We start from the raw sequence: 26,914 nt of genomic DNA, 5'->3' as shown, positions 1-26,914 counted from the left end.
TGTCCATTCTCGCCAATGGAGCGGCGCAGCCGGGGATGGAGGAGGTGGGGTGTGGTCCTGCGCAATCTGGCAAAGCTCGACCTCAACCTGTTGCATGTCTTCGAGGCCGTCTACGGCGAGGCCAGCATCACCCGTGCCGCCGAAACGCTCAACGTCACCCAGCCCGCCGTCTCCAACAGCCTGGCGCGCCTGCGCGACATCTTCGGCGACCAGCTTTTTGTCCGCGCCCGGCAGGGTATCGCGCCGACGCCGCTCGCCGAAACGCTGATCGGCCCCGTCCGCGAAGCACTCACCGCGCTCGACCGCACCCTCGCCCGGCACGAGCGCTTCGATCCGCTCGCCTCCGAGCGCATCGTCTCCTTCAGCATGAGCGACTATGCCGAGGCGGTGGTGCTCGGGCCGTTCGTCGGCGAGCTGAACCGGCTGGGATCGAGGTTGACGGTCCGAAACCGTTTCCTCGCCGAGCGCGACCTGTTTCCCGGCCTGGCCTCGGGCGAGATCGACTTCGCCGTCGAGTCGCATCCGCTGGCCGAGGATGGTTTCGGCCAGCGCCTGCTGTTCAGTGACGAATTCGTCTGTGTCATGCGCCGGGGCCATCCGGCGGCGACCGAGCCCTTCACCATCGAGCGCTACATGGCGCTCAGCCACCTGCACATCTCCAATCGCCCGCGCTTTGCCAATCTGGTCGACGGCGCGCTGGCCCGGATGAAGTTGAAGCGGCAGGTGGCGGTGCATCTCGAACATTGCCTGGCCGCTGCCGCCATCCTGTCGCGCAGCGACCTCTGCCTCACCATTCCGACCTCCTTCGTCCGGCACTTCCTGCCCGAAGATGGTTTCGTTGCGCTGCCCCGGCCTTTCCGCATGCCGCCGCTTCAGACCTGGCTCTACTGGCACCCGGCCTCTGAAGGCAGCCCGGCGCATGATTGGGTTCGCGGCGTGCTCGACGATTGTTTTCCGGACGCCTGCCGGGATCACTCAGGCTGATGTCGGTCATTCGGATTGGCAATTTGCCCGGGCAAACACCGCCGACCTATAACTTGAGCCAACAGCTGAGATCGAAAACCTGTCGCTGGGGCGATGGCCGCGAGGCTGTCGCCGGGAGGATGGCGCATGCGTGCTGCGGCAAGCATCGAGGAGATTGTTGAGCGTGGGCTTTGCACCGGCTGCGGCGCTTGCGCGAGCCTGCTCGGAGGCGACGCCCTGCGCATGGATATGTCGCCTGAAGGCTTCATGCGGCCGCGCGGCCAGCGCCCGCTCGACAAGGGCGAGCAGCAGGCGGTGCTGGAGATATGTGCCGGGCGCGCGCAGCACGGCGCGGCACCAGCCGAGGCCAAGCCGCACCGCATTTTCGGCGCGATGCTGCATCTCGCCAAGGGCCATGCGACCGACAAGGAGATTCGCTTCAGGAGCGCCACCGGCGGCGTGCTCACCGCGCTCGCGGTCTATCTGGTCGAAAGCGGCGAGGTCGACGGCGTGTTGCAGATCGGCGTCGCAAGCGACAACCCGCTGCACAACGAACCGAGGTTCAACACCACGCGCGAGCAGATCGTTGCCTCTTCGGGCTCCCGCTACGGGCCGTCGGCGCCGCTGAAGGACATCGCAGCGCTGCTCGACAGCGGCCGCCGCTTCGCGTTCGTCGGCAAGCCCTGCGACGTCGCCACCTTGCGCAACCTGGCGCTTGTCGATCCGCGCGTCGACCTGCAGATCCCCTATATGCTGGCGATGGTCTGCGGCGGCAATCCCAGCATTGCCGCCACCTACAACATCGTCAGGCGCTTCGGCGAGGACCACCGCGACGTCGACGAGTTCCGCTATCGCGGCCATGGCTGGCCCGGTCGGACCTATCTGCACACGCGGCAGGGCAGGGCGCACAGCCAGAGTTATGACGAGACATGGTTCTCTAATCTCACCTACGAGCTGATGTTCCGCTGCAAGATCTGCGCTGACGGCACAGGCGAGCACGCCGACGTCGTCGCCGGCGATTGCTGGGTCATGGAGGATGGCAAGCCGAGCCATCGCGAGGCCGGCGACGGCTGGAACATGCACATTGCCCGAACCGTACGCGGCAGGCAGTTGATCGAGGATGCGCTCGTCGCCGGCTACATCCATGAGGAGGCGTTCTCCGTTGCCGAACTCGAAGCCATGCATGACGACCACGGCACCAAGAAGCGCTCGGTGCTGTGGCGGCTCGCCGGTCTCGCCCTGACCGGTCAGCCATTCCCCTGTTATGGCGGGCTTCGGGTGGTCCAGGCCGGCCTTGCCGCCAGCTGGCGCGAACGCTGGGCAGCCTTCCGCGGCACGCTCGCCCGCTCGCTCAAGCGCCGCAACCGCGAGAGCCCGATCACCTCGGGGACCTTCGTCCCGGACACCAAGACAAGCTGACAACGATCATCAAGGAGGAAACAATGTCTGTCGATCATCTGCGCGCCAAGCTCTCCGGTTCCGGGCCGGCGCTGTTTTTCCCGGATCCCGAAGTGCCGGCGATCTTCAATTTCGACCAGGGACTGGCAGCGCCCGAGACGTTTCCCACCGAGGACCTCGTTCGTCTCGCCCGCAAGGCGCTCGACGAGCACGGCGCCAAGGTGCTCGACTATTTCGACCCGGCCACCGGTTATGAGGAGCTGGTCTTCGGCTTCAAGGGCTTGCGCAAGGAGATCGCTGACCGCATTGAACGCACCCAGGGCAAGCAGCTCGGCACTCTTGGCGTCATCCTGACCTCGGGTTCGGTGCAGGGCATCGCCCTTGCCGCCAATGGCTACGTCAATCCGGGCGACGTCGTCGTCGCCGAGGCGGCGTCCTTCCCTTATGCGTTGCGCTTCATGCAGATGGCCGGCGGCGACCTGCGCACAGTGCCGGTCGACGACCACGGCATGGACATCGACAAGCTCGAAGCCTTGCTGAAAAAAGTCAAAGCCGAGGGCAAGAAGGTCAAGGTCGTCTACACCATCCCGACCTTCCAGACGCCGACCTGCACCGAGATGTCGGTGCCGCGCCGCAAGCAACTGCTTAAGCTCGCCAGCGAGCACGACTTCCTCGTCATCGAGGACAATGTTTATGGCGACCTGCGTTTCGCCGGCGAGGAGTTGCCGACCCTGCTTAGTCTCGACACCGACGAGCGCGTCATCCAGTGCGGCAGCTTCTCCAAGGTCGTGGCGCCTGCACTGCGGCTCGGCTGGATCGCCGGTCCGGCCGCAGCCATCGAACCCATCGCCGCCGTGCGCCAGGATCTCGGCGTCGGCCAGTGGCATGCCCGCGTCATGACGTCGTACATCTCGGAGGGACTGCTCGACGAGCATATCGCCGAGGTCAACAAGGTCTACAAGAGCAAGGCCGAGACGGCGGCGCGCGCCGTGCGCGACTATTGCGGCAACTACGTCACCTTCCGCATGCCGCAGGGCTCGTTCTATCTCTGGCTCGAAATCGACGAGCGCGTCGACTGGCAGCGCGCCGCCGAGCTTTCGGCGAGGGAAGGCATCTTCTTCCGCCCCGGCGAACGTTTCATGGGCGAAAGCGACGGCCGCCAGTTCCTGCGCCTTGCCTACAGCCATGTCAGCGAAGACATCATCGAGCGCGGCATCAAGAAGCTCGGCGAGATCCTCAGAGCTTGTGCCCGGGTTCCGGCATGACGCTTTCTGTTCGCACGATCGCGGGGGGACTTGTCTATCCCGAATGCCCCCGCTGGCATGACGGCCAGTTGTGGTTCGCCGACCAGCATGACGGCCTCGTCCACGTCTTGGATGCCGCCGGAATCAGGTGCGACAGCTTCGCCGTTCCCGGCGGCCCATCCGGCATGGGCTGGCTGCCGGACGGCGACCTGCTCGTCGTCTCGATGAACGACCGCAAGCTGTTCCGACGGCTTGGCGACGGCAAACTCGTGCTTCATGCCGATCTCGCCGCCGTCCACCCGTTCCATTCCAACGACATGGTCGTCGACGGTGAAGGCCGCGCCTATGTCGGCAACATCGGCTTCGACTTCTACGCCGGCCAGCCGCCGGCGCCGACGGTGCTGGCCGCTGTCGCGTCGGATGGCTCCATCAGTGTTGCCGCGGACGGCCTGATGTGCCCCAACGGTGCGGTGATTTCACCTGACGGTCGCACGCTCGTCATCGCCGAGTCGATGGCCGCCCGTCTCACCGCCTTCGACATGTCAGCCGACGGCAGCCTGTCCAACCGCCGGCTGTTCGCTGCGATCGACGGCCATGTGCCCGACGGCATCTGCCTCGACGCCGAGGGGCACATCTGGGCTGCATCGCCTTACGAAAAGACGGTGCTGCGCATCAGCCCGGCTGGCGAGATCGTTGAGCGGGTCGTCATCCCTGATGCCAACCCCTATGCCTGCATGCTCGGTGGGGCCGACGGTCGCGACCTCTACATCTGTATTGCCCCGCACCACGACCCTGAGATGACGGTGAAGCTGAGGGGAGGGCGCATCGATGTCGTCCGCGCGCCAGCATCGGGAGCAGGACGGCCATGAGCAACGTCGAACGTCTCAATCCTCCAGGCATGGCCTTCCCCGGCATGAGCCAGGCCGTCGGCTGCGGCGACTTCGTGCTCGTGTCCGGGCAGGTGGCGCTGAAGGACAAGCAGATCGTCGCGGTCGGCGATCCCGCCGGGCAGACCGAGCAGGTGTTCCGCAACATCGAGGCGGTGCTGGCCGAGGCCGGGCTGACGCTCGCCCATGTCGTCTCGCTGCGCTGCTACCTGACCAGTGCCGAAGCCTACCAGGCCTATGCCGTGGTCAAGAACCGCATCTTCGCCGACAATCCGCCGGCCGCCTCCGCCATGGTCGTCACCGCCCTCGTCCTGCCCGAGATCATGGTCGAAGTCGAGGCGGTCGCCTGGCGCCACGCGCTTGCCAAAGCTGTCGAGGTGTAGAACCTAGCCGGACCTGAAACTGGCCGAGTCGGGTCCGCCCGGCCGGCCGCGCTTGTGGAGGCCCGGTCTTGTCGATCAAAATGTACGGCATCAAGAACTGCGACACGATCAAGAAGGCCCGGACCTGGCTCGAAGGTCACGGCGTCGCCTACGACTTCCATGATTACAAGGCCGCGGGCATCGACCGCAAAAGCCTGGAAAGCTGGGTCAAGGAGTTCGGCTGGGAAACGGTGCTCAACCGCGCCGGCACCACCTTCAAGAAGCTGCCCGACACTGAGAAGGAAGGCCTCGACGCCGACAAGGCGATTTCACTGATGCTCGCTCAACCCTCGATGATCAAGCGCCCGATGCTCGACCTCGGCAGCCGCCGCCTCGTCGGCTTCAAGCCCGAGGCCTACGACGCCGCATTCCCGGAGTGATTTCTTTCGCGAAAGGAAACGGCGGGCCGCAGCCCGCGGCTGAACCTCCGCGCGGCTACTTCGCCCGTGTGCCGAACCTTGCCATCGTCGCCGCCACTTCCTCGCGCAGCCACGTCGTGAAGTCGCGCACCTTGCGGCCTGGCCGCCCCAGTCTGGAGCTGACCAGATAGTAGCCGAGCCCGCTGGCGACCGTGATGCCGAACGGCGCCACCAGCCTCCCGTCGGCCAGCGCGTCGGCCGACAGGAGCTGCCAGGCCAGCGCCACGCCCTGTCCGCCCACCGCCGCGTCGATACCGAGGATCGGGTCGGTGAAGGACGGCCCCGCCCGTTGCACAGGAAACGGCTTTGCCAGCCCCGCCGCCTCGAACCAGCGCTCCCAGCTGATCATCGTGCTCTCGTCGGCGATGACGGGCAGATGCGTGAGATCGGCCGGCTCCTTGAGCTTTGCGGCCAGCGCCGGCGCGCAGACCGGAAACACCTCCTGCGCCAGTAAAAGCTCCGCCCGTACATCGGGCCATGTGCCGTCGCCCATGCGGATGGCGAGGTCGACGTCGGAATGGTCGAGATCGACAAGCCCGGTCGAGGCGTCGATCCTGAGCTTGATTTCGGGATGGCGCTGGTTGAAGCGGTTGAGCCGCGGCACCAGGAAGCGCGAGGCAAAAGCCGGTGCCACCGACACCACCAGCACGTTGCTTACCGCCTCGTCGGCCAGCGCCACCGCGCGTCCGAGCTCTTGGAAGCCGCTGGTCAGCCGCGCACAGAACTCCGCGCCGAAAGACGTCAGCGCCAGCCCCGCGCCGGTGCGCTGGAAGATGGCGCGGCCAATCTGTGCCTCGGTGCGGCCGATCTGCTGGCTGACAGCGCTGGCCGACACGCCCAACTCCTCTGCCGCCTTGACCAGCGAGCCGCGGCGCGCGACGCTCTCCACCGCGCGGAGCCCGTTGAGATGGACGCGATTGAGTGCCTGACTTGAGATTTTCTAAACTCCGTCCGCAACATTCTTGATTGTAGCGTCAGCGTTTGTAGCGAAAATAGTGTGAAAGGATCAATGCTCAGGAGAAGTCCGATGAAGATTTTCTCAAGCCTCATTACCCTGTTGCAAGGCCAGCACGATACCCATGGCGTCGACAGCGAGCGTTTTCTCGCCTGGCTACGCGATCCGCTCTCCCATCCTGATATCGCCCGTATGGACGAACGCGAGCTCGGCGACCTGCCGCTCGGCCGTGGTTTCCGTCCCGCTTTGCCGGTGCCGGGCGAGTGCCGTGCCTAGAGCAGAACAAGGGCGTGGCCGAGCACGCCGAGAGCCGCCGCGCCAAGCGTCAGCAAGCTGAGCCCAAACCCTGCCGCCCGCTGCCATTGCGCCGCCCGCTCATGGGTGAAGTGCCAGGCATGCACAGCGCGGCCGAAGGTGAAGGTCGCGCCAAGTACGTGGATCGCAACTGTTGGCGCACCGAGCGCCGCTGCGAGACCCAGCAGCACCAGCATCACGGGGATGTTCTCGATGGCGTTGGCATGCCCGCGCATCGTCCGGCCGAGATCTGCCACCCCGCCGTCGCCGATCACCACCATGTGCTTGCGCCGCACCAGCGCCGTTGCCATGGTCAGCCACAACAGGATCAGCGCGTTCAGCGCGGCATAGAGTCCCGTTGCGGCAAGGGCTGACTGGTTCATGCGGTCCCCGAACTGGCTAAATGACCAAACTGTAATATTCCGGCGCGGAAAATCGCCACGATCCGGCCTCCATTGCAGTAGGCAGTCGTCGCAAGGGATTCCCTTGTGCCACGAAGTGTGACTTCATGCGGCCAACAGGCAATGCCCCCGTCTCCGAAAGGAACCCGGAACCGTGTTCATATCGTTCTTCCCGCAGCCGAAGCTGTTCTTTACCTCGGCTGCGGCCTGGAGCCTGGTGCTTGTGCTGTTCTGGTTCTTCGGAGGGGCGCAACTGGGCGCGCTGGTAGGCCTGCCTCCGGCCGCAGCGGGTACGCCGCCGATCATCGGCATCACGGTGTTCCTGTCGGCGCCGTTCATCTGGTTCTACATCTACTACGTCGCCGGCGTCCTGCTCTTCTATGCCTTCTGGCGCTGGTATTCGCCCCATCCCTGGCAGCAATGGTCGATCCTCGTCACCTCGGTCATCCTGTTTCTGATCTACTTCAACGTTCAGGTCAGCGTCGCCGTGAACAACTGGTATGGCCCCTTCTTCGATTACGTCCAAGGCCTGATGGGTGGCACCACCAATTCGACCAATGCCGAGTTCTACGCCGGCGCAGCCAGCTTCGCCTGGTTGGCGCTGATCGGCATGAATGTTTCGGTCGTCAACGCCTATGTGGTGCAGCACTGGATCTTCCGCTGGCGCACTGCCATGAACAACTACTTCATGCAGAACTGGAGCAAGCTGCGCCATATCGAAGGCGCCTCGCAGCGTATCCAGGAAGACACCATGCGTTTCGCCCAGATCATGGAAGATCTGGGGTCCAGCTTCGTCGCGTCGATCATGACGCTGATCGCCTTCCTGCCTGTTCTGATCGAGTTGCAGAAGCACATCACCGAACTGCCGATCATCGGCGCCGTCCCGCAACCGCTCATCCTCGCCGCGATCGGCTGGTGCTTGCTCGGCACGCTGTCGGTCATGCTGGCCGGTGTGAAGCTGCCCGGCCTGCAGTTCCGCAATCAGCGCGTAGAGGCTGCCTACCGCAAGGAGCTTGTCTATGGCGAGGACCACGCCGACCGTGCCCAGCCGGCGACTACCACCGAGCTTTTCACCAATGTGCGCAAGAACTACTTCCGGCTTTATGCGCACTACATCTATTTCAATGTCGTCCGCTACACCTACCTGCAGGCCGATAACATCTTCTCCTTCATCATCCTTGGGCCGTCGATCGTCGCGCACAAGATCACTTTGGGCCCGATGAACCAGATCTCGAATGCCTTCGGCCGCGTGACGGGATCGCTGCAGTTCCTGCTCAATTCCTGGTCGACGATCGTCGAGCTGCAGTCGGTCCACAAGCGCCTGCGCGCCTTCGAAGCGACGCTGTCGGGCGAAGCGCTGCCCGACATCGACCAGCGCTACCTCGACCAGAAGAAGACCGGTTCCGAACCGGAGAGCGAGCCGGCGTGAGTACCGGCGCCCTGGCCAGCGCAATCGCCGGGGCCAGATATCGGCATTGGATCGCCGGAGTCAGTTATCGGCAGTAATTGAGGGTGCGAGTTCTGCACCCTCAAGCGGCTTCGCATGAACACAGTTGCCATGCCGTAACGCTGATGGCACTTGCACGGTGCAGGGTCATCATCACGCACGGCCAGGTCGCGACGGGTAGGTCGTAAGCGCGCGAGCGGGGCCAACCCGCGCGTCCAGCTCACCCGCCGGTCTGCACCGGCGCCGCGTCCTTGCGCATGCCGACATAGTCGGCATAGCTGATGCATTCGACATCCGCCTTCACGCAGACCTCGCCGGCGAAGCGCTCCAGCGCACGCCAATACGCGCCGTCATTCATCAGCGTGAAGTGGAAGCCGATCTGCAAAGGAATGCGGCCGCCTTCATATTGCGTGTCGAAGGCCTTGCGGAATGCGCCGTAGGCGCGGCTTTCGTATTTTGCCGCTTCCTCGGGCTTGTCGACGCCGCCGGAGTGGCGGACGAACAGATTGTAGTCCATCGCGATGATGCGCCGCTCCGAGGGTCCTTCGGGAATCTGCGGCAGGGCAAAATCCAACATCGAGCCGTCGAGCCTGGGTTCTTCCGGCCCGCGCGATACGCCGCTGGCATTGTAGGCAAAACCCTTGTCGCGTAGCGCCGCCGTCAGCCCCTTGCTGTCGGACAGATAGGGTGCGCGAAAACCCTTCACCTGTGCCGCGATCCTCGCCCAGCCCTCCGGCTCGGGCGAGATGCCGTTGATCCTGTAGGCATCGCGCATGATTGTCGAAAACGCGTCGAACTCCTTGGTCCACTCGGCCTTGCTCCACTTGCCGCCGTCGAAATGGCCGCAGGCGTGGCTGGCGATGTCGTGACCCTCGGCGGCGGCAAGGTTGATCTGCCCGAGGCGTTCGACAACCTCCTGTCTGGTCATTGCGAAGCCGACATTCGACTTGCCGGCCGACCTGCCGGGTGCCTGGTAATTGTTGCGCGTCTCGCGCGACAACAGGAACACGCAGGAGAGGAAATAGGTGAAGCGCGCGCCCGTGCGCGCCGCGAGCTCGCGGCTACGCTGCCATTGCGCCAGATAATGGGCGCCGTCGAACGAGATCAGCACGATCTGCGGCTTCTTGACGTCCTCGACTTTGGGCGCAGGCCCGGCCATCGCGGAGGACGCGACTAATGACGCGGATACAAGAGCACTGACTGGGAACGCTTTGGTCATGTCGAACTTCGATGCAATTTCGGGGGCTTGTTCGGTATCGGGGGCGAGATCAGCCGGTAGGGGCGAAATGTGGCACGGATGCGTCCCGCCGCCTATGCGCCCATTTGGGCTAGGGAGCCGGGGTGATGGCTTCTGGGCGCTAAATACCACGGGGAGGTGCCGCAAATCTCCACTGCCGCGCTCCGTCCCAACCCCTCTGGCCTGCCGGCCATCTCCCCCACAAGGAGGGAGATTGGTCGCGTCGCTGGCGGCGCTCATCCTGCCGCTTCTACGTTGGTGATTGCCTGAGGCGTTGATGACGGCGTGATCTCCCTCCTTGTGGGGGAGATGGCCGTCAGGCCAGAGGGGGGGCGAAGGCGCATGACGTCAAAGGTTGACTTCGTAAGGCACGACCGGCTCTCACTGCACTCAGAACCCGTAGGAACCGAATTTCCGCCCCGCCCCCTTCCATGGCGGCGAAATTCCGTTAAAACGCAGGCTCAAACGGCCCCGAGGGGCAGAGGTGATTGGATAGCATGTCGGACGACAGTTTCTTTCGTGAAGTAAACGAGGAAATTCGCCAGGAGAAGGCGAAGGCCCTGTGGGACAGCTATGGCCCCGCAGCCATCGTCATCGCCGTGCTGATCGTCATCGGCACCGGCCTGTTCGTGGCCTGGGAATACTGGGTCGAAAACAAGGCCAACAATTCCGGCGACCGCTTCTCGCAGGCGCTGACGCTCGCCAATACCGGCAAGGCCGATGAAGCGCTTGCCGCTTTCGACGCGCTCGAAAAGGACGGCTACGGTGCTTATCCGCTGCTCGCCCGCATGCGTGCTGCCACCGTCCAGGCCGACAAGGGCGACTTCAAGGCGGCAATCGCCGGCTTCGACGAAGTGGCCGCCGACAGCTCTATTCCCAACGTCATTCGTGATGTCGCCCGTCTGCGCGCCGCACTCCTGCTCGTCGACAACGGCAGCTATGCCGATGTCTCGGGCCGTGTCGAAGCCTTGACCAACGACACCAACCCGCTGCGCCATTCGGCCCGCGAGGCGCTCGGCCTTGCCGCCTGGAAGGAAGGCAAGCTTGCCGATGCGCTCAAGCTGTTTGAGCAGATTTCCTCCGACGAAGGCGCGCCGCGCAATGCGCGTCAGCGCTCCAACCTCCTGGCCGAACTGATCCGCGGTTCCGGCAACGCGTCGTGATGCGGGCCCGATGGCTTTCAAGATCGCGATAATCGGCCGGCCCAACGTCGGCAAATCCACCCTTTTCAACCGCCTGGTTGGAAAGAAGATCGCCCTTGTCGACGACACGCCCGGCGTGACGCGCGACCGCCGCGTGCACGCAGCCAAGCTCTACGATCTCGTCTTCGACGTCATCGACACCGCTGGCTTCGAGGACGCCGGTGCTGCGACGCTCCAGGGTCGCATGCGGGCGCAGACCGAGATCGCCATCAAGGAAGCTGATCTCATCTTCTTCATGGTCGACGCCAAGGCGGGTCTCACGCCCGATGACCGCACCTTCGTCGAGATCGTGCGCCGGTCCGGCAAGCCGGTGGTGCTCGTCGCCAACAAGTCAGAGGCGCGTGGTGCCCAGGGCGGCGCGCTCGAGGCGTGGGAACTCGGCATTGGCGAACCGGTGCAGATCTCGGCCGAGCATGGTCTTGGCATGCCCGACCTGCGCGATGCCGTCGTCGAAGCGCTCGGCAAGGAAGTCGTCTTCGCCGATGACGAGGACGAGGCCGATGACGTCGCCGAAAGCGATGTGCTGATCGGCGAGGATATCGCCGATCCCGACGCCGAAGAGGCGCCCGCTTATGACGAGACCAAGCCGCTGCGCATCGCCGTCGTCGGCCGGCCGAATGCCGGCAAGTCGACGCTGATCAATGCGCTGATCGGCGAGGAGCGCCTGCTCACCGGGCCTGAGGCCGGCATCACCCGCGATTCGATTTCGGTCGACTGGGACTGGCAGGGCCGCAGCATCAAGATGTTCGATACTGCCGGCATGCGCCGCAAGGCCAGGGTCCAGGAGAAACTCGAGAAGCTCTCGGTGCAGGACGGCCTGCGCGCCATCCGCTTCGCCGAGATCGTCATCATCGTGCTCGATGCGACGATCCCGTTCGAGAAGCAGGACCTGCAGATCGCCGACCTGATCATCCGCGAGGGCAGGGCGCCGGTCATTGCCTTCAACAAGTGGGACCTCATCGACAACCCGCAGGAAGCGCTGGCCGAGCTGCGCGAGAAGACCGAGCGGCTGTTGCCGCAGGCGCGTGGCCTGCAGGCGGTGCCGATGTCGGCGGAGACCGGCCGCGGGCTGGAAAAGCTGATGGACGCGGTGATGAAAACGCACCGGGTCTGGAACAGCCGCGTCTCGACCGGCAAACTCAACCGCTGGCTCGAGGGCATCCTTGCCCATCATCCGCCGCCCGCCGTTGCCGGCCGCCGGCTCAAGATCAAGTACATCACCCAGGCCAAGACCAGGCCGCCTGGCTTCGTCTTGTCCTGCTCGCGCCCCGATGCGATGCCGCAGTCCTATGTGCGCTATCTCGTCAACAATCTGCGCGATGCCTTCAACATGCCCGGCGTGCCGATCCGCATGGCGCTGCGCGCCTCGGACAACCCGTTCGCCGGGCGGGCCAAGAAGAAGAAATGAAACACCGAAGGGCTCGCGCAAGCGGGCCCTTTTTGCATTGCGCCAACGTTGCGCCTGTTAACGCTCCATCAAGGTTAATGCTTCATTTTCCTCTCCAGTAGGGTGTGTTGCGTCCTGGAGAGTTTCCGTGCATCGAGGTGTTGTGAAGCGGCGGTTTGCTGCTGCCCGCGAGGGAAGACGTTCGTTCCTGGCGCCGGCCGTGATCGGCCTCGGCATCTGGCTCGGCTTTCCCACAGTCGCTGCCTATCAGGACATGACCAGCCTCGTCTCCGGCCTCGAAGGCCAGAACACGCGCTGGAGTTCCTACGTCGAGAAAGCTGCAGCCGGCTCGGTCCATGCCGCCGAAATGCCCTTCGTCGACGGCATCATCACCGGCCCGATCTCCGGCTCGGGCGTCAAGATTGCCGGCGTCGGCACCGTCTCGTTCCGCGGCAAGAAGTTCGGCTCGTCCGACCTGCCGGATGAGGACCGCATCGTCCGCGTCGACAAGAAGGCCCGCATCGTCAACATTTCAAGGGTCAGCCCGCCGAAGAACTTCACCGCCGGCTCGGTGTTCGAGCGCACCAGTTCGCTTCTGCGTCCGGCCCTCGACAGCGGCCTCAAGCTGACCTTCGCCAAGCCCGACATAAAGGGCAAGGAAATCCAGATCGCCGGCGCGTTCCACGTCAAGGAAACCGAAAAGCGTACCGCGCGCGGTGTTCCGGCAATGCTGGCCTCGCTGGTCAACAACGACAAGGCCGACATCCTTGCCACAGCTTACGCACCGGCCGCGCCCGACTATGCCAAGGCTTCGCCCTTCGAAGCCCTGCTGCGCGACGACGACGAGGCCGGCGGCCGCTTCATTCCGCCGATGGGCAAGGGTGATCACTGGTGGCTGGCCAATCCGCTGCCGGCGAGCGTGTTCTCCAAGGCCGAGCAGGCCTGCCTCGCCAACGGCATCTACTTCGAGGCGCGCGGCGAATCGGTGCGCGGCCAGGCGGCCGTCGCCCAGGTCATCCTCAACCGTGTCCGCAACCCGGCCTATCCAGGCACCATCTGCGGCGTCGTCTACCAGAATGACGGCTGGTTCAACCGCTGCCAGTTCTCGTTTGCCTGCGACGGCATCAAGGACCGCGTCACCAGCCCGTCGCACTACAAGACCGCCCAGGACGTCGCCATGGCGGTCACCGCTGGCAAGATCTTCATCCCGGAAGTCGGTTCCTCGACCCACTACTACGCCAACTACGTCAATCCCGGCTGGGCGCGCGGCATGAAGAAGATGACCAAGATCGGTCTGCACATCTTCTACCGCACCTACGGCGGCGGCTGGAGCTGAACGCATCTGGCACGGGCCCATGGAGTCGGCCAGCCGCCAGATTGCACGCGGATTCGGCGGGTCATCACGGAGCGGAGCCGCGGGCAGGATGTCGCACTTCGACAACTAGCTGATTTTCCTACATAAAATACTTAGTTAGATGGGCCTCCCCGTGGCTTGACGGGCAGAGGCCCTCTAACTATGTTGCCGGCGACTTTGAAGCGGACGAACGGATACGCTCGGACCGGGTGGGAGTTTGCAATGGCCAAGCCTTCGGGCCCAGGCGGAAATGGAAACTCCCGGCCTGAAAATCGAGCCGAGAACGATCACCGCGACGACGAACTCGAGCGCCGTCGGCAACAGCTTGAAGCAACGCTTGCGACAAGACGCCAGACTGCCCGCGAGGGGGAAAAGAGTACAGGGTCGAATGGTGTGACCGGTTACGGCCAGGCACTCAAGCTGTCCAGCGAGTTCATCGCCGGGATCGCGGTTGGTGTCGGTCTGGGGTGGATCATCGATCGGCTGGCAGGCACGTCGCCCTGGGGCTTGATCGTGTTTCTGCTGCTCGGCTTCGGCGCCGGCGTGCTCAATGTCCTGCGTTCGGCAGGAATGGTTACTGATGCCGGTATCAGGTCGCCCGACAAGCAGTCGGACGAACCGGAAAAGAAATAGCAGCGCTGCGAGGCGCAATTTAGGCGAAGGGGGGCCAGCGTGGCCAACGATCCAATTCATCAGTTTCAGATCGCGAAATTGATTCCGATCGAGATCGGCGGCCTCGACTTCTCCTTCACCAACTCGTCCGCCTTCATGGTCGCCACCGTAATCGTCGCGAGCGCCTTCCTGTTCCTGACGACGTCGAGCCGCGGCCTTGTGCCGAGCCGCCTGCAGTCGGTTTCGGAGATGTCCTACGAATTTGTCGCCTCGATGCTACGAGACGCGGCGGGTACCCAGGGCATGCGCTTCTTCCCGCTGGTGTTTTCGCTGTTCATGTTCGTGCTCGTCGCCAACCTGATCGGCCTGTTCCCTTACTTCTTCACCGTCACCAGCCATCTCATCGTCACCTTCGCGCTGGCGCTGCTGGTCATCGGTACGGTCATCGTCTACGGCTTCATGAAGCATGGCTTCGGGTTCCTGAAGCTCTTCGTGCCGCACGGCGTTCCTGGCGTCCTGGTGCCGCTGGTCGTGCTGATCGAAGTGATCTCGTTCCTGTCGCGTCCGATCAGCCTGTCGGTTCGTCTGTTTGCCAACATGCTGGCCGGCCACATCACGCTCAAGGTTTTCGCTGGTTTCGTCACCTCGCTCAGCGCATTCGGCGCTGTCGGCGTCGTCGGCTCGATCCTGCCGCTGTTCATGACTGTGGCGATCACCGGTCTGGAAGTTCTGGTCGCGTTCCTGCAAGCCTATGTGTTTGCGGTGCTGACCTGCATGTACCTCAACGACGCCCTGCACCCGGGCCACTAATTCGACGGCGGCTGCCGCCGTCTTGGATACCGCAACTATATCTTCGATCCACAAGGAGTTGGACAATGGAAGTTGAAGCAGCAAAGGCAATCGGCGCAGGCATCGCTTGTCTCGGCATGGGCGGCGCAGGCATCGGCCTGGGCACCATTTTCGGTAGCTACCTTTCGGGCGCCCTGCGCAACCCGTCGGCAGCTGACGGCCAGTTCGGTCGCCTGATTTTCGGCTTCGCCGTTACCGAAGCTCTGGGCATCTTCTCGCTCCTCGTCGCTCTGCTCCTGCTCTTCGCATAAGAGCCGCGCAAGCGAGTTGACCGGCCGCGTGTTGCGGCCGGTGGGATGACAGGGGATAGAGATGTTTGTCACGCCGGGTTACGCCGAGGAAGTCGCACCTGCGGCCGGGGAAGCTCACACCACCGACGCCGCGACTGCGCACACGGAAACGGGTGCGGAGCATGGCGGTGGTGGCTTGTTTCCGCCTTTCGATACGTCGAACTATCCGTCGCAGCTGTTGTGGCTCGCGATCACTTTCGGCCTGTTCTATCTCTTCCTGAAGAACGTCGTGCTGCCGCGTGTCGGCGGCATCCTCGAGGTGCGCCGCGATCGCATCGCCGGGGACCTCGACCAGGCTGCCCGGATGAAGTCCGAGGCGGATGCGGCGGTTGCCGCATACGAGCAGGAGCTTGCTGAGGCGAAAGCCAGGGCAAACGCCATCGGCCAGGAAGCACGCGACGAAGCCAAGGCGGAAGCCGAAGCCAAGCGCAAGGAAGTCGAAACCGGGCTCGACCAGAAGCTCACCGCGGCGGAAGCACGCATCGCTACCATCAAGGCCAACGCCATGAAGGAAGTGGGCACCATCGCCGAGGACACCGCTGCCGCGATCGTCCAGGCTCTGGGTACCGGCAAGGTCGACAAGGCTGACATCGCCGCCGCCGTCAAGGCAGCGAGCAAGTAGGAGAGGGGCCATGGACGCAACATTCTGGGCCACAGTCGCTCTCGTCATCTTCGTCGGCGTCGTCCTGTACCTGAAGGTGCCGGGCATGCTCTCGAAGTCGCTCGACGAGCGCGCCGAACGCATCCGCGCCGAACTTGAAGACGCACGCAAGCTTCGTGAAGAAGCCCAGCAGCTGCTCGCCGAGTATCAGCGCAAGCGCAAGGAAGCTGAGAAAGAGGCCGCCGACATCGTCGATATGGCCAAGCGCGAAGCCGGCCTTCTCGCCGAAGAAGCTCACAAGAAGACCGAAGAGTATGTTGCTCGTCGGACCGCACTTGCCGAACTCAAGATCGGTCAGGCTGAACGCGACGCCGTCAACGAAGTTCGCGCCAACGCTGTCGATCTCGCGGTCGAAGCAGCTCGCCAGATCTTCGCCGGCAAGGCCGACGCCAAGACCAACGCCGACCTGTTCAAGGGCTCGGTGCAGGAACTGAAGGCCAAGCTCAACTAAGCCGGACAGTCCAAGCAGATTTAAGAAAGCCGCTGGAATTTCCAGCGGCTTTTTTGTTTTCAGGGCCAGGGGCGACTGTCTTTCGGTTGGCAGGAGCCGCTCCGGCGCGGCTTGTACCTTGCTGCAGCCGCTGCTAGCCGGGTAACATGACCCAGATCGTCGAAATCGGTAAATCCCGGATACTCCGTTTCAGCCAGGACGGTGCGGCACTGCGCACGCCTGCCGAAGCCAATGACTTCATCAGCGAGGCATGGTCGAGCGAAGCTGATTTCCTCGCCATCCCCTTGGAAAGGCTTGGCCCGGATTTTCTCAAGCTCAGCAGCGGCGTTGCTGGCGAGGTGTTTCAGAAGTTCGTGAATTATGGCCTCGGCTGCGCGATCATCGGGGACATCACGCAGGCGCTGGAAGGCAGTGGCGCGCTGCGTGACTTCGTGCGTGAAACGAACAAGGGCAGGTCGATCTGGTTCGTTGCGGATTTCGCCGAACTTGACGTCAGGCTCGGGACGTCGCGGTTTCAGAGCCAGCAGGGTTAGGCGCGGGCGTTTCTGCCGCGGCCAGAGCAATTCCAGGAAAAGTGCGTAGCGATTTTCCGTCCGTATTTTGCGCAAAAACAAGAAGATAGAGCGATTGCGCGTGTCGAAGAAAGGCGGAAATACTCTAGTCCCTGAACGGGGCGAAGGAAATGCGGTGCAGGCGAAGCGATGCACCGTGCTCGATGATCGCCGCCCGGTGGCGAGCGGTGGCGTAGCCCATATGGACTTCGAAGCCGTAGCGGTTGTCGTTTGAGCCGCAGACCCACATCATGCGGTCGCGCGTGACCTTGGCAACGATCGAAGCTGCGGCGATGGATTGCGAGCGCTGGTCGCCCTTGACCAAAGCACGGCAGGTGCAGCTCAGACCGGGCGGCACGTCACGGCCGTCGGCAAGGGCCGATTTGGCGGCCATAGGCAGGCCCGCCAGTGCGCGACGCATCGCCTCGAGGCTCGCCTTGCGGATGTCGCTGCGGTCGATGCTGTCGGCCGAGACGGAGGCCACGGCGACGCCCAGCGCCTTGCGCAGCACGTCGTCGAACAGCGCGTCGCGCTGGGCAGCCGTGAGGCGCTTGGAATCATCCAGCCCCGAAGGGATATTGCCGGGGTCGAGAACGACGGCGGCTGCGACAACCGGCCCGGCGAGCGGTCCGCGTCCGGCTTCGTCAAGGCCGGCGCATGGCCACAGGCCGCCCAATATCGCTTTCGTTTCGAAGGCGAAGTCGGGCTTGTCGATGAATTCGAAGAGGGGCGGAGAATCGGAGCGCGGGCGAGCCATAGTGCGGCGATGCTCGCATCGGCCCCGATCCTCCGCAAGTCCTTCCCGGCCGATTAGGGCGGCGGTCCGGGAAGGCACCGTCAACTGGCCACGGGGAACGGCCGGACGGAATCTCTTGCACGGGCGGACGACGATGCCCGCCCAAATGTTCAAAGCAGCGTCAGCTGCAACTGGTCCTTGGGGCCGGCCTCGAAAAGGTCGGTCCTCAGCGGCGTGCGCACCGAGTTGAGGCCGAGGCGCTGGGCCGCGATCTCGAAGCGTCGGCCGATCTGCCAGGCATAGGGACCCTTGCCCTTCATGCGCTTGCCCCACTCCGAATCATAGTCCTTGCCGTCGCGCATCGAGCGGATCAGTGACAGCACGTGGCGATAGCTGTCGGGATAGTGGCGGAGCAGCCAGTCCTTGAAGATCGGGCTGACTTCGAGCGGCAGACGCAGGATGACATAGCCGGCGCTGGTGGCACCGGCGGCCTTGGCCGAGTCGAGGATGCGCTCGATCTCCTGGTCGGTGAGCCCGGGGATGATCGGTGCCACCATCACCGAGACCGGGATGCCGGCATCTGAGAGCTGCCTGATAGCCTCGAGGCGCTTGGTAGGCGTTGCTGCCCGCGGCTCCATGGTCCGCGCCAGCATGCGGTCGAGGGTCGTCACCGACAGCGCCACCTTGGCAAGGCCCTTCGCGGCCATGCGGCTGAGGATGTCTATGTCGCGCGTAACCATGGCCGACTTGGTGACGATGCCGACAGGGTGATTGCGTGCTTCCAGCACCTCGAGCACCTCGCGCATGATGCGCCAATGCTTCTCGATCGGCTGGTAGGGGTCTGTGTTGGTGCCGATGGCGATCGTGCGCGGTTGGTAGCCGTCCTTGGACAGTTCTCGGTCGAGCAGCCGTGCCGCGTCAGGCTTGGCGAACAGCTTGGATTCGAAATCGAGCCCAGCCGACAAGCCCATATAGCTGTGGGTGGGACGGGCGAAACAATAGACGCAGCCATGCTCGCAGCCGCGATAGGGATTGATCGAACGGTCGAAGGAGATGTCGGGCGATTCGTTGCGGGTGATGATGGTGCGCGGCTTTTCGACCTGAACCTCGGTCTTGAACGGCGGCAGCTCCTCGATGGTGCTCCAGCCGTCGTCGAAGACATGGCGGCTGACCGGTTCGTAACGCCCTGACGGGTTGACGCCGGCACCGCGGCCGCGCCTGCGCTCATGGTTGATGCGCAGGCCGCTTTCCTCGATCATGGCATTGGCCATTCCCGCCCCGCCACCCTTGAAAGCGGCAATATCGGCCCGTGCGATGGGTTCCATTTCGCTATCTCCCGAAGGGAAAAAGGCCGTCCGTCGATTCGTTCGGCATGAAACTATTCCTATTTTGGAAAGCAGAACAAAGCAAGAACTTTGTTGCTGGGGCGGCGAGGCTGGCGCTTCGGCCGGCTTTCCGATATGCGGCTAGATATGCTGAGCGTTCTGATCGAGACCAGGGACGACGAGGAGGGGTTGGCGCGCACGCTGGCCTCGCTGGTCGGCGGCGCTGTCGAGGGTGTCGTGCGCGAAGTGATCGTCTGCGACCTCGGTTCTACCGACCAGACCCACTATGTCGCCGAGCATGCCGGCTGCGCCTATCTCGCCAAGGGCGGTATCCAGGCGGGCATCGCGCAGGCCAGGAGCGATTGGCTGCTGCTGCTCGAGCCGGGTGCTCGTCTGGCCGAGGGCTGGACCGAAGACGCGGTGCGCCACATCAGCCGACTGGCGATTGCGGCGCGTTTCACCCGGTCGCGGGCGAGCAACCGGCCATTCTGGGAACGGGTCACATCGCGGCCACGCGCTCTGGAGCAGGGTCTGGTGATCACCAGGAAGCAGGCAGCTGTTCTGGGCCGCAATGGCGCGGACGCCGAAGGCATCGCGCGCGGGCTAGCCATGAAGACGCTCGACGCGGAAATCGTCGTCGCGCAGCGCTAGGGCAATTCCAGGAAAAGTGCGCCGCGGTTTTTCCGTACGGAATTGCCTAAGACGCAGCAGCCTCAGCTGGACCTGGCGCCGCCGCGCCTGAGGTGCTCGTCGAGCCGCGGCATGATCTCCACGAAATTGCACGGCATGTGGCGGTAGTCGAGCTGCGCCTTGAGGATGCCGTCCCAGGCGTCGCGGCAAGCGCCTGGCGATCCCGGCAGCACGAACACGAAGGTGGCGTTGAGCACGCCGCCGGTAGCGCGAGACTGGATCGTCGACGTCCCGATCTTGTCATAGGAAATGCGGTGGAACACTTCAGAGAAGCCGTCCATGCGCTTTTCGAAGATCGGCTCCAGCGCGTCGGGGGTGACGTCACGGCCGGTGAAGCCGGTCCCTCCAGTGGTGATGATCACGTCGATCTCGGCATCGAGCGTCCAGGCGGTGACCTGGTCGCGGATCTTGTCCTTGTCGTCGGTGACGATGTGACGTGCCTTGAGCACGTGGCCCGCTTCAGTGATGCGGTCGGCAAGCGTCTGGCCAGATCTGTCCTCGGCCAGGGTGCGGGTGTCGGAGACGGTCAGCACGGCGATGCGGACGGGGACGAAGGGGCGGGGATCACTTGTCCGGGGCTCACTTGCCATTTGTCTTGGGCTCCTAGGTCCGGGTCGTTGTGGCGGCACTGAACCAGCCGGGATGCTCTGCCGAGATTGCCGCTGCCGCGCGCGCGGCGGCAGCGTTGCCGTCAAAAATGCCGAAGCAGGTGGCACCCGATCCCGACATGCGGGCGAAAGAGGCGCCGGAGCTGCGAAGTGCCGCCAGCACCTCGGCAATAGAGGGCTCGACCGAGATCGCCGGAGGTTCAAGGTCGTTGCGGCTAATGGTCAGCCAGTCGAGCACGGTGTCGGCGCTGTCGAGGGGGGCAAGCGGCGGATTTTCGCGCCGCTTCAGCGCCTGGAAAACGCTCGGTGTCGCCACTGCGATGCCAGGATTGACCAGCACCATCGGCAGGCAGGGAAAATGCCGGACCGGGTCGAGTTGCTCGCCGATGCCGCGGGCGATCAGCGGATGCCCGGCCAGGCACATCGGCAGGTCGGCGCCGAGCGGCAAAGCGAGGCGGGCCAGTTCGGAGGCATCGGCCGGCAGGCGCCAGAGGCGACTCAGTGCGCGCAAAGCGGCGGCCGCATCGCTCGAACCGCCGCCGATGCCCGAGGCGACCGGCAGGTTTTTTTCCAGCGCTATGGCGACCGGCTGTGTCGTGTGTTGAGGAAAGGCAGTACGCAGCGCGTCGCGGGCCTTGAGTACCAGATTGCCGCCGTCGACCGGCACGTCGGTGGCGAAGGGGCCGTCAACGACGAAGCTTTCCTCGGCCGCCGCTGCGACCGTAATGCGGTCACCGAGTTCGGCGAAGACGACGAGGCTTTCGAGCAGATGATAGCCGTCATGGCGCCGGCCGGTGACATGCAGCGCCAGATTGATCTTGGCCGGGGCGAGTTCGGCGAGCGGGACGCTGTTGAAGGTCACGGGCTGGGTGTCAGTCTTTCTCGAGCCGGTACTCGCCGGTTTCAGGATCCTTGACCAGCGTGCCGTTGGCGCCCGTCTGGCGCTGCTTTTCGTTGCGCCGTACCTTGGCAGTCACCCGTTCGGCCTCCTTGATGAAGGAGCGGTAGCCGATATAGCCAACCACGCCGACAAGCGCGAAAAAGATGAGCTGCGGCATTTCATTCTCCTCCCTTCGGTGCCGTTTCCGGCCAGCCGGGGCAACACCCGGATGATAATCCGCCGTTTCGGCTTTTTCAAAGGCCGAACCGGCTCCACAAAGCGCGTTCTTCCGCCGCATCCACCAGGCCGGTGGCGACGGCGCCGGCAGCTTCGGGCGTGAAGCCCAGGGCGGACGAGCCGAGGCCGAGCCTGCGGCCGAACAGGCCGCGCGGTGCCGTGATGAGCTTGAGCTCGGCCTTGGCGCCATAGCGGTCCTTGAGCACCGTGCGCATGTCGCCGAGCGCATCGACGAGACCGAGTTCGAGGCCCTTCTTGCCAGACCAGAACAGACCGGTGAACAGGTCGGGGTCGTCCTTCAGCTTGCCGTGGCGGCGCTCCTTGACCATGTCGATGAAGGTGTCGTGCACTTCGAGCTGAAGCTTCTTCAGTCGCTCGACGTCTTCGGCCTTCTCCGGCTGGAACGGATCGAGCGTCGCCTTGTTGGCGCCTGCGGTATAGACGCGACGCTCGACGCCGATCTTCTTGATCAGGTCGGTGAAGCCGAAGGAGGCCGATACCACGCCGATCGAACCGACGATGGAGGATGGGTCTGCGAAGATTTCGTCGCCGGCAATGGCGATCATATAGCCGCCTGATGCCGCGACGTCCTCGACGAAGACCAGCACTTTCTTGTTCTTCTCGGCGGCAAGGTCGCGGATGCGCTTGAAGATCAGGCGCGACTGCACCGGCGAGCCGCCGGGCGAATTGATCGAGATGGCGACGGCGGGCGCGCTCGAAATCGAGAAGGCCTTTTCGATCAGCCCCGCAGTCGATGCCAGCGAAAGTGTCGGCCGCAACTGGCTGCCGCCCGACATGATCGTACCTTGCAGCCTGATGACGGGGATGACGATCTCGCCGCCTCGCATCGATCTCGGCAGCAGGCGGCGGAAGAGCTTCTTCACATAATTTCTCCGGTCTCTGGTCAGGCGGATGTATGTCTTCCCAAGACAACCGCAATGCTCAGGCGTTGTTCAATCACCGAAAAGCGACGTGCGGCCGTTGCTTATGTCGTCGGCGCGTTGCGAGAAGCTGTCGCCTGGATCGCGCAGGACCAGCGGCGGGCAGAGCGTAAGCGGCGCCCGCGAGGCACGAACGGCGCGCACTATGACGCGGATAGCAGCAGTGTCGGCGCGTGGATGCACCGGCACGATCTCAGCCTTGCCGAAGCGGCCGTCGAGGGCTGCGAGGATTGCCGCAAGCTGCTCCGGCCGGGCGATGATGGCCAGACCGCCACGCGGCTTGACCATGGCCGAGGCGGTCCTGAGCCAGCTTTCGAACAGCCCGTCCTCCATGACATGCGCCTGTCGCTTCAGCGCGTCCGGTGTCGGCCGGTGATGCGCCGGATTGAAGGGCGGGTTCATGATGACGAAGTCGATTGAGGCGTCGGCCAAGCCGGCCTCGGCGCGTGCCTTGCCCGAAAGGCCGACATCGGCGACGAGCACGGAGGCGCGGTCGCGTAGCGAGGCATTGCCGGGATGGGCGAGAGTGGCCTCGGCGAAGCGCGCCATCTCTATGCTGAGCTCGACAAGTAGCACCTTGGCCTGCCTGCAGCGCGAAGCAACCGCAAGGCCGGCGGCACCGGCACCGGCGCCGAAATCGGCAAGTCTCCCGGCGAACGCGCCGGGCACTGCGGCGGCCAGCATCAGCGCATCCATACCGGCGCGGTGGCCGCTGCCGCTGGGCTGCACCAGCCAGAAGTCGCCGCGATGGAATGCATCCACCGTATGGGGTGGCAAGTCGAGCTGTTTTGCGGGCGGCGGCGCGGCTGTCACTTCCGGCGGATTTCGTGCTCGATGCCGGCGTCGGTCAGTAATTGCCGCGCTTCGTCGGCGTCGTCGGCGTCGATCATGATGCGGCGCGGCAGGATGCCGATCGAACCGTCGAGCACGCTCATGTTCTCGTCGGCGGTGAAGCTGCCGATGCCGGCGTCGCGCAGCAGTGCCTCGACGAAGGAGATGATGACGGCGTCGTTGGTGCGGATGAGTTCGATCATGTCTGGAAATTCGCAGTTTGGAGCGGCGAAGTAAACGCTAGGTGTTGCACCGCGCCAATTCGCCACTTGCGGGCACGGTGCATGCCGCCCTAGAATCGCCTAAGAGCTACGCGCGCGACCACGCGCCTGTGTAATTTGGGAGTGTTGGCCTTGGGTGTCGTTCTCAACATCGAGAAGGGAAAGCGGGACGCTGCGTCGATCAAGGACCTGATCGACCTGACTTCCGCCGACATGGGTCGGGTCAACGAGCTGATCCTGTCGAAGGCCGGCTCTGACGTCGAGATGATCCCCGAGGTGGCCAACCACCTCATCTCCTCCGGTGGCAAACGCCTGCGTCCGATGCTGACGCTGGCTGCCGCCCAGATGTTCGGCTACTCCGGCGAAAACCATGTCAGGCTCGCGACCTCCGTCGAGTTCATGCACACCGCGACGCTGTTGCATGACGACGTCGTCGACGAAAGCGACCTGCGGCGCGGCAAGAAGACGGCGCGCACCATCTGGGGCAACCAGGCGAGCGTTCTCGTCGGCGATTTCCTGCTCGGCCAGGCCTTCCGCATGATGGTCGAAGTCGGTTCGCTCGAAGCGCTCGACATCCTGTCGTCGGCGGCCTCGATCATCGCCGAGGGCGAGGTGATGCAGCTTGCTGCCGCCAAGAACCTCGAAACAACCGAGGACGAGCACTTCGCCGTCATCAAGGCAAAGACCGCCGCCCTGTTCTCGGCTGCTGCCGAAGTCGGCCCGGTCATTGCCGGCGCGTCGAAGAACGACAAGGCAGCACTCCGTTCCTATGGCATGAATCTCGGCCTTGCCTTCCAGCTCATCGACGATGCGCTCGACTATGGTGGTTCCAGCAAGGACCTCGGCAAGAATGTCGGCGACGACTTCCGCGAGGGCAAGGTCACGCTGCCGGTGATTCTGAGCTATCGCCGCGGCACCGCTGCCGAACGCGCATTCTGGAAGAGCGCGATCGAGGACGGCGCAACCGACGATGCCGCACTGGAAAAGGCTGTCGGCCTGATGGTCAGGCACGGCGCAATCGCCGACACGATCGGCCGCGCCAGCCATTTCGGGGAAATCGCCCGCGATGCACTGGCACCGCTCGAGCAGACGCCGCAGAAGTCGGCCCTTATCGACGTCATCGATTTCTGCATCAGCCGCGTCGTTTGAGGCAGGATTTCACCTGCCGTTGGTTCGACATTGTGAATTCGTTGAGCCGGTTGTCGGATTGTGAAGCCGGTGCGGATTGAAGCGCGACCCCAAAAAGGCCATGCTTGGCACCGACAAGCGGATGCGACCCGGCCACCGGCTGGACGACCGTAGGACCTTGGTAGGAAGGATTTTCATGCGGCAGCGACGCGCGATCTGGCTGTTGGGCCTTGCGGCTCTGGCGAGCTTCACCGCCTTGACCCAGCCCGGATATGCCAAACAGCTCACCGAACCGGTCGAGATCAGTTCGTTTTCCGGCGCCTATCTCGCGGCCCGCACCGCCGAGGCCGACGACGACCTGGACAGCGCCATCGGCTATTACAAGCGTGCCTTGGCCTTCGATCCCGAAGACGCAGCCTTGCAGCAGAGCCTGATGCTGGCGCTGATTGCGCAAGGTCGCTTCGATGAATCGCTGCCTTATGCCGAGATGCTGAAGACGGTTCCCGATGTGGAGCGCTTCTCGCGCCTGGCGCTGGCCGTCGATACCTTCCGCAAGAAGGATTACGAAGGCGCGGAGAAATGGCTCAAGCTTGCGCTTGAGTCCGACCTCGACCGCCTGATCACCGGCGTCATGACAGCCTGGGCCAAGCAGGGCGAGGGCAAGGCCGGCGACGGCCTGCAGTTCCTCGACAAGCTCGAAGGTCCCGAATGGTACGAGTTGTTCAAGACCTACCACCGCGCCCTGATTGCCGAGGCGTCCGGCCAGAAGGACAAGGCGGACGAGATCTATCGCGCCACCATCGACAATCTCGGCGCCGGCAGTGCTGCCCCTGAAACCTGGATGCGCGCCGCCGAATCCTATGCTGGTTTCCTGGCGCGTACGGGCAAGAAGGCCGAGGCGCTGGCCATTCTCGACCGCGCCGACGAGTTCGCTCCCGGCAAATTGCCGATCGCATCCCTGCGCGACAAGATCACCAAGGGCGACAAGATCAGCCCTCTGGTGGCCAACCCGCAGGATGGTGCGGCCGAAATCCTGCTCAACCTGTCGACCGCGCTGAATCGCGGCGGCGGCGAACCTTTCGTCAGGCTCTATCTGCAGTACGCGCTTGCGCTGAAGCCGGAGAGCGACGAGCTTCTGGTGCAGCTCGCGGCGATTGCCGAACAGCAGCAGAACGGCGAAGAGGCGATCGCGCTTTACCGCCGCGTGCCTGCGGCCTCGCCGCTCAAGCGGCTGTCGGAACTTCAGCTCGGCCTCAATCTTGCCGATCTGAAGCGCCACGACGAGGCGATCAAGCATCTGAAGGCGCTGGTCGATGCCAATCCCGACGACATGCGCGGCTATCTAGCGCTGGGCGGCGTCTATGCTGCGACTGACAATTACCGCGCCGCCGCCGATGTCTATGACAAGGCGGTCAGCGTGCTGAAGACGCCAACCAACACCAACTGGAACGTCTTCTACCAGCGCGGCATTGCCTATGAGCGGCTGAAAGAATGGCCAAAGGCCGAGCCGAACTTCCGTCAGGCGCTGAAGCTGTTTCCCAACCAGCCGCAGGTCCTGAACTATCTCGGCTATTCCTGGGTCGATATGGACATGAATCTCGAGGAAGGTCTCGGGATGATCAAGCAGGCGGCCGATCTGCGCCCGAGCGACGGCTACATCATCGATTCGCTGGGCTGGGCCTATTATCGACTCGGCAAGTTCGAGGATGCGGTGCGCGAGCTCGAGCGCGCAGTGTCGCTGAAGCCTGACGATCCGGTGCTGAACGACCATCTCGGCGATGCCTACTGGCGTGTCGGGCGCAAGCTCGAAGCGACATTCCAGTGGAGCCATGCCCGCGACATGAAGCCGGAGCCGAAGATTCTGGCCGATGTCGAACAGAAGCTTGCCAAGGGCCTGCCGGAACTGCCGGAGAAGCCGACCGCGCTGGAAGCGCCGGCCAAGCCGATCTCGGTCCAGCCGACGGCTCCCGCGCCGGACAGCCAGAAGAAGAGCGAGCTGGAAACGCCGGCGGTTGAGCCGGAAGCCCAGGTGATCCCGGCCGCCTACAAGGTGCAGCGCGGACAATCGCTGTGGTCGATCGCCAACGACGTGCTCGGCAATGGCGACCGCTATCGCGAGATCCTCGATCTCAACCCGCAGCTGCGCGGCGATCCCGCGCGGTTGGCACCGGGTCAGGAACTTCAGCTGCCGGGCAAGTGAGCCGCACGACATAGCCGCTGCTTGACCCATATCTTCGGGCAGAATAGGACGGGGCCTCTCTGGCCCCGTTTTGCTGTGGGGCTCCAATGAACG

The 26,914-nt window shown here is 64.1% G+C and carries 31 protein-coding genes; 20 read left to right on the top strand and 11 right to left on the bottom strand.

Features of this window, described 5'->3' with window-relative positions; translation table 11 throughout:
• Positions 1-51: 51 nt before the first annotated feature.
• The 6 genes from DY201_RS22580 (at position 52) to DY201_RS22555 (ending at position 5,294) form a co-directional block, all read left to right on the top strand.
• Positions 52-984 (top strand): LysR family transcriptional regulator, encoded by a 933-nt coding sequence (locus DY201_RS22580; protein WP_165915796.1) that lies wholly within the window; start codon positions 52-54, stop codon positions 982-984.
• Between the two features lie 126 nt (positions 985-1,110).
• Entirely contained in the window at positions 1,111-2,382 is a 1,272-nt protein-coding gene (locus DY201_RS22575; protein WP_165915795.1) for a Coenzyme F420 hydrogenase/dehydrogenase, beta subunit C-terminal domain, read from the top strand.
• Between the two features lie 23 nt (positions 2,383-2,405).
• Entirely contained in the window at positions 2,406-3,626 is a 1,221-nt protein-coding gene (locus DY201_RS22570; protein WP_115733162.1) for an aminotransferase-like domain-containing protein, read from the top strand.
• Positions 3,623-4,474: an SMP-30/gluconolactonase/LRE family protein gene (locus tag DY201_RS22565; RefSeq protein WP_115733161.1), complete on the top strand. Its 852-nt coding sequence runs from the start codon at positions 3,623-3,625 to the stop codon at positions 4,472-4,474. Before DY201_RS22570 ends, DY201_RS22565 begins: the two co-directional genes overlap by 4 nt.
• Complete coding sequence (locus tag DY201_RS22560; protein WP_115733160.1) at positions 4,471-4,875, top strand: RidA family protein; 405 nt, start codon at positions 4,471-4,473, stop codon at positions 4,873-4,875. The genes DY201_RS22565 and DY201_RS22560 overlap by 4 nt, the downstream gene beginning before the upstream one ends.
• A gap of 68 nt (positions 4,876-4,943) precedes the next feature.
• Complete coding sequence (locus DY201_RS22555) at positions 4,944-5,294, top strand: ArsC family reductase (RefSeq protein ID WP_172582943.1); 351 nt, start codon at positions 4,944-4,946, stop codon at positions 5,292-5,294.
• 55 nt (positions 5,295-5,349) lie between these two features.
• Here DY201_RS22555 and DY201_RS22550 read toward each other — a convergent pair whose 3' ends face one another.
• Positions 5,350-6,270 carry a LysR substrate-binding domain-containing protein gene (locus DY201_RS22550; RefSeq protein ID WP_115733158.1) on the bottom strand — a complete coding sequence of 307 codons (921 nt, stop codon included), beginning with the start codon at positions 6,268-6,270 and terminating at the stop codon, positions 5,350-5,352.
• 90 nt (positions 6,271-6,360) lie between these two features.
• Between DY201_RS22550 and DY201_RS22545 the strand changes: the two genes are divergently transcribed.
• Positions 6,361-6,564: a hypothetical protein gene (locus tag DY201_RS22545; RefSeq protein ID WP_115733157.1), complete on the top strand. Its 204-nt coding sequence runs from the start codon at positions 6,361-6,363 to the stop codon at positions 6,562-6,564.
• Here the strand turns inward: DY201_RS22545 and DY201_RS22540 are convergent.
• Complete coding sequence (locus tag DY201_RS22540) at positions 6,561-6,965, bottom strand: MAPEG family protein (protein ID WP_115733156.1); 405 nt, start codon at positions 6,963-6,965, stop codon at positions 6,561-6,563. The genes DY201_RS22545 and DY201_RS22540 overlap by 4 nt on opposite strands.
• A gap of 172 nt (positions 6,966-7,137) precedes the next feature.
• Between DY201_RS22540 and sbmA the strand changes: the two genes are divergently transcribed.
• Positions 7,138-8,412 carry a peptide antibiotic transporter SbmA gene (gene sbmA, locus DY201_RS22535; protein WP_115733155.1) on the top strand — a complete coding sequence of 425 codons (1,275 nt, stop codon included), beginning with the start codon at positions 7,138-7,140 and terminating at the stop codon, positions 8,410-8,412.
• A gap of 238 nt (positions 8,413-8,650) precedes the next feature.
• Here the strand turns inward: sbmA and DY201_RS22530 are convergent, their stop codons facing one another.
• Positions 8,651-9,649, bottom strand: coding sequence for a polysaccharide deacetylase family protein (locus tag DY201_RS22530; protein ID WP_115733154.1), 999 nt, complete (start codon positions 9,647-9,649; stop codon positions 8,651-8,653).
• A 515-nt stretch (positions 9,650-10,164) separates the two neighbouring features.
• On the opposite strand from DY201_RS22530, the gene DY201_RS22520 reads away from it, so the two are divergent.
• The 9 genes from DY201_RS22520 to DY201_RS22480 all read left to right on the top strand — a co-directional run bounded on the left by DY201_RS22520 (position 10,165) and on the right by DY201_RS22480 (position 17,006).
• Positions 10,165-10,830 (top strand): tetratricopeptide repeat protein, encoded by a 666-nt coding sequence (locus DY201_RS22520; protein WP_115733153.1) that lies wholly within the window; start codon positions 10,165-10,167, stop codon positions 10,828-10,830.
• A 10-nt stretch (positions 10,831-10,840) separates the two neighbouring features.
• Positions 10,841-12,277, top strand: a complete 1,437-nt coding sequence (gene der / locus DY201_RS22515; RefSeq protein WP_115733152.1) for a ribosome biogenesis GTPase Der — start codon at positions 10,841-10,843, stop codon at positions 12,275-12,277.
• 127 nt (positions 12,278-12,404) lie between these two features.
• The gene (locus tag DY201_RS22510) at positions 12,405-13,592 is read left to right on the top strand and encodes a cell wall hydrolase (RefSeq protein ID WP_115733151.1); all 1,188 of its coding nucleotides are present in this window, start codon (positions 12,405-12,407) and stop codon (positions 13,590-13,592) included.
• A gap of 240 nt (positions 13,593-13,832) precedes the next feature.
• Positions 13,833-14,243, top strand: a complete 411-nt coding sequence (locus tag DY201_RS22505) for an AtpZ/AtpI family protein (RefSeq protein ID WP_115733150.1) — start codon at positions 13,833-13,835, stop codon at positions 14,241-14,243.
• A gap of 39 nt (positions 14,244-14,282) precedes the next feature.
• Complete coding sequence (locus DY201_RS22500; protein ID WP_115733149.1) at positions 14,283-15,032, top strand: F0F1 ATP synthase subunit A; 750 nt, start codon at positions 14,283-14,285, stop codon at positions 15,030-15,032.
• Between the two features lie 65 nt (positions 15,033-15,097).
• Positions 15,098-15,322, top strand: a complete 225-nt coding sequence (locus DY201_RS22495) for a F0F1 ATP synthase subunit C (RefSeq protein WP_115733148.1) — start codon at positions 15,098-15,100, stop codon at positions 15,320-15,322.
• 61 nt (positions 15,323-15,383) lie between these two features.
• Positions 15,384-15,983, top strand: coding sequence for a F0F1 ATP synthase subunit B (locus DY201_RS22490; RefSeq protein WP_115733147.1), 600 nt, complete (start codon positions 15,384-15,386; stop codon positions 15,981-15,983).
• Positions 15,984-15,993: 10 nt separating this feature from the next.
• Entirely contained in the window at positions 15,994-16,473 is a 480-nt protein-coding gene (locus tag DY201_RS22485) for a F0F1 ATP synthase subunit B (protein ID WP_115733146.1), read from the top strand.
• 146 nt (positions 16,474-16,619) lie between these two features.
• Positions 16,620-17,006: a DUF4180 domain-containing protein gene (locus DY201_RS22480; protein WP_115733145.1), complete on the top strand. Its 387-nt coding sequence runs from the start codon at positions 16,620-16,622 to the stop codon at positions 17,004-17,006.
• 124 nt (positions 17,007-17,130) lie between these two features.
• On the opposite strand, the gene DY201_RS22475 is transcribed toward DY201_RS22480, so the two are convergent.
• On the bottom strand, positions 17,131-17,781 hold the full coding sequence (locus DY201_RS22475) for a ribonuclease HII (protein WP_115733144.1): 651 nt from the start codon (positions 17,779-17,781) through the stop codon (positions 17,131-17,133).
• A gap of 149 nt (positions 17,782-17,930) precedes the next feature.
• Positions 17,931-19,085 carry a PA0069 family radical SAM protein gene (locus tag DY201_RS22470; protein WP_115733143.1) on the bottom strand — a complete coding sequence of 385 codons (1,155 nt, stop codon included), beginning with the start codon at positions 19,083-19,085 and terminating at the stop codon, positions 17,931-17,933.
• Between the two features lie 147 nt (positions 19,086-19,232).
• Between DY201_RS22470 and DY201_RS22465 the strand changes: the two genes are divergently transcribed.
• The gene (locus DY201_RS22465; RefSeq protein ID WP_115733142.1) at positions 19,233-19,736 is read left to right on the top strand and encodes a glycosyltransferase; all 504 of its coding nucleotides are present in this window, start codon (positions 19,233-19,235) and stop codon (positions 19,734-19,736) included.
• Between the two features lie 62 nt (positions 19,737-19,798).
• Here DY201_RS22465 and moaB read toward each other — a convergent pair whose 3' ends face one another.
• The 6 genes from moaB to DY201_RS22435 all read right to left on the bottom strand — a co-directional run bounded on the left by moaB (position 19,799) and on the right by DY201_RS22435 (position 23,475).
• Positions 19,799-20,365 (bottom strand): molybdenum cofactor biosynthesis protein B, encoded by a 567-nt coding sequence (moaB, locus tag DY201_RS22460; RefSeq protein ID WP_115733141.1) that lies wholly within the window; start codon positions 20,363-20,365, stop codon positions 19,799-19,801.
• Positions 20,366-20,378: 13 nt separating this feature from the next.
• Positions 20,379-21,245, bottom strand: a complete 867-nt coding sequence (locus tag DY201_RS22455) for a 4-(cytidine 5'-diphospho)-2-C-methyl-D-erythritol kinase (RefSeq protein WP_115733140.1) — start codon at positions 21,243-21,245, stop codon at positions 20,379-20,381.
• A gap of 10 nt (positions 21,246-21,255) precedes the next feature.
• Entirely contained in the window at positions 21,256-21,441 is a 186-nt protein-coding gene (locus tag DY201_RS22450) for a hypothetical protein (protein ID WP_115733139.1), read from the bottom strand.
• Positions 21,442-21,517: 76 nt separating this feature from the next.
• On the bottom strand, positions 21,518-22,384 hold the full coding sequence (locus tag DY201_RS22445; RefSeq protein WP_115733138.1) for a S49 family peptidase: 867 nt from the start codon (positions 22,382-22,384) through the stop codon (positions 21,518-21,520).
• A 69-nt stretch (positions 22,385-22,453) separates the two neighbouring features.
• Complete coding sequence (locus tag DY201_RS22440) at positions 22,454-23,254, bottom strand: tRNA1(Val) (adenine(37)-N6)-methyltransferase (protein WP_245432070.1); 801 nt, start codon at positions 23,252-23,254, stop codon at positions 22,454-22,456.
• On the bottom strand, positions 23,251-23,475 hold the full coding sequence (locus tag DY201_RS22435; protein ID WP_067964652.1) for a putative signal transducing protein: 225 nt from the start codon (positions 23,473-23,475) through the stop codon (positions 23,251-23,253). Before DY201_RS22435 ends, DY201_RS22440 begins: the two co-directional genes overlap by 4 nt.
• Before the next feature lie 150 nt (positions 23,476-23,625).
• Between DY201_RS22435 and DY201_RS22430 the strand changes: the two genes are divergently transcribed.
• A complete protein-coding gene (locus DY201_RS22430; RefSeq protein ID WP_115733137.1) occupies positions 23,626-24,642 on the top strand; it encodes a polyprenyl synthetase family protein in 1,017 nt (338 codons plus the stop codon).
• A 175-nt stretch (positions 24,643-24,817) separates the two neighbouring features.
• Positions 24,818-26,821 (top strand): tetratricopeptide repeat protein, encoded by a 2,004-nt coding sequence (locus DY201_RS22425; RefSeq protein WP_115733935.1) that lies wholly within the window; start codon positions 24,818-24,820, stop codon positions 26,819-26,821.
• The last annotated feature ends 93 nt before the right edge of the window (positions 26,822-26,914 follow it).

This window comes from Aminobacter aminovorans, assembly GCF_900445235.1.
Classification (GTDB): domain Bacteria; phylum Pseudomonadota; class Alphaproteobacteria; order Rhizobiales; family Rhizobiaceae; genus Aminobacter; species Aminobacter aminovorans.
The sequence above is the reverse complement of the archived record's forward strand: the minus strand, read 5'-3'. Positions and strand labels throughout refer to the sequence as shown.

Excerpts from the sequence above, each read along its gene's own strand:
- DY201_RS22505 (WP_115733150.1), top strand. The coding sequence starts at position 13,833 with ATGGCCAAGCCTTCGGGCCCAGGCGGAAATGGAAACTCCCGGCCTGAA.
- DY201_RS22560 (WP_115733160.1), top strand. The coding sequence starts at position 4,471 with ATGAGCAACGTCGAACGTCTCAATCCTCCAGGCATGGCCTTCCCCGGC.
- DY201_RS22520 (WP_115733153.1), top strand. The coding sequence starts at position 10,165 with ATGTCGGACGACAGTTTCTTTCGTGAAGTAAACGAGGAAATTCGCCAG.
- DY201_RS22575 (WP_165915795.1), top strand. The coding sequence starts at position 1,111 with ATGCGTGCTGCGGCAAGCATCGAGGAGATTGTTGAGCGTGGGCTTTGC.
- DY201_RS22475 (WP_115733144.1), bottom strand. The coding sequence starts at position 17,781 with ATGGCTCGCCCGCGCTCCGATTCTCCGCCCCTCTTCGAATTCATCGAC.
- DY201_RS22465 (WP_115733142.1), top strand. The coding sequence starts at position 19,233 with ATGCTGAGCGTTCTGATCGAGACCAGGGACGACGAGGAGGGGTTGGCG.
- der (WP_115733152.1), top strand. The coding sequence starts at position 10,841 with ATGGCTTTCAAGATCGCGATAATCGGCCGGCCCAACGTCGGCAAATCC.
- DY201_RS22450 (WP_115733139.1), bottom strand. The coding sequence starts at position 21,441 with ATGCCGCAGCTCATCTTTTTCGCGCTTGTCGGCGTGGTTGGCTATATC.
- DY201_RS22425 (WP_115733935.1), top strand. The coding sequence starts at position 24,818 with ATGCGGCAGCGACGCGCGATCTGGCTGTTGGGCCTTGCGGCTCTGGCG.
- DY201_RS22570 (WP_115733162.1), top strand. The coding sequence starts at position 2,406 with ATGTCTGTCGATCATCTGCGCGCCAAGCTCTCCGGTTCCGGGCCGGCG.
- moaB (WP_115733141.1), bottom strand. The coding sequence starts at position 20,365 with ATGGCAAGTGAGCCCCGGACAAGTGATCCCCGCCCCTTCGTCCCCGTC.
- DY201_RS22495 (WP_115733148.1), top strand. The coding sequence starts at position 15,098 with ATGGAAGTTGAAGCAGCAAAGGCAATCGGCGCAGGCATCGCTTGTCTC.
- DY201_RS22490 (WP_115733147.1), top strand. The coding sequence starts at position 15,384 with ATGTTTGTCACGCCGGGTTACGCCGAGGAAGTCGCACCTGCGGCCGGG.
- DY201_RS22435 (WP_067964652.1), bottom strand. The coding sequence starts at position 23,475 with ATGATCGAACTCATCCGCACCAACGACGCCGTCATCATCTCCTTCGTC.
- DY201_RS22470 (WP_115733143.1), bottom strand. The coding sequence starts at position 19,085 with ATGGAACCCATCGCACGGGCCGATATTGCCGCTTTCAAGGGTGGCGGG.
- DY201_RS22485 (WP_115733146.1), top strand. The coding sequence starts at position 15,994 with ATGGACGCAACATTCTGGGCCACAGTCGCTCTCGTCATCTTCGTCGGC.
- DY201_RS22545 (WP_115733157.1), top strand. The coding sequence starts at position 6,361 with ATGAAGATTTTCTCAAGCCTCATTACCCTGTTGCAAGGCCAGCACGAT.
- DY201_RS22565 (WP_115733161.1), top strand. The coding sequence starts at position 3,623 with ATGACGCTTTCTGTTCGCACGATCGCGGGGGGACTTGTCTATCCCGAA.
- DY201_RS22480 (WP_115733145.1), top strand. The coding sequence starts at position 16,620 with ATGACCCAGATCGTCGAAATCGGTAAATCCCGGATACTCCGTTTCAGC.
- DY201_RS22530 (WP_115733154.1), bottom strand. The coding sequence starts at position 9,649 with ATGACCAAAGCGTTCCCAGTCAGTGCTCTTGTATCCGCGTCATTAGTC.
- DY201_RS22540 (WP_115733156.1), bottom strand. The coding sequence starts at position 6,965 with ATGAACCAGTCAGCCCTTGCCGCAACGGGACTCTATGCCGCGCTGAAC.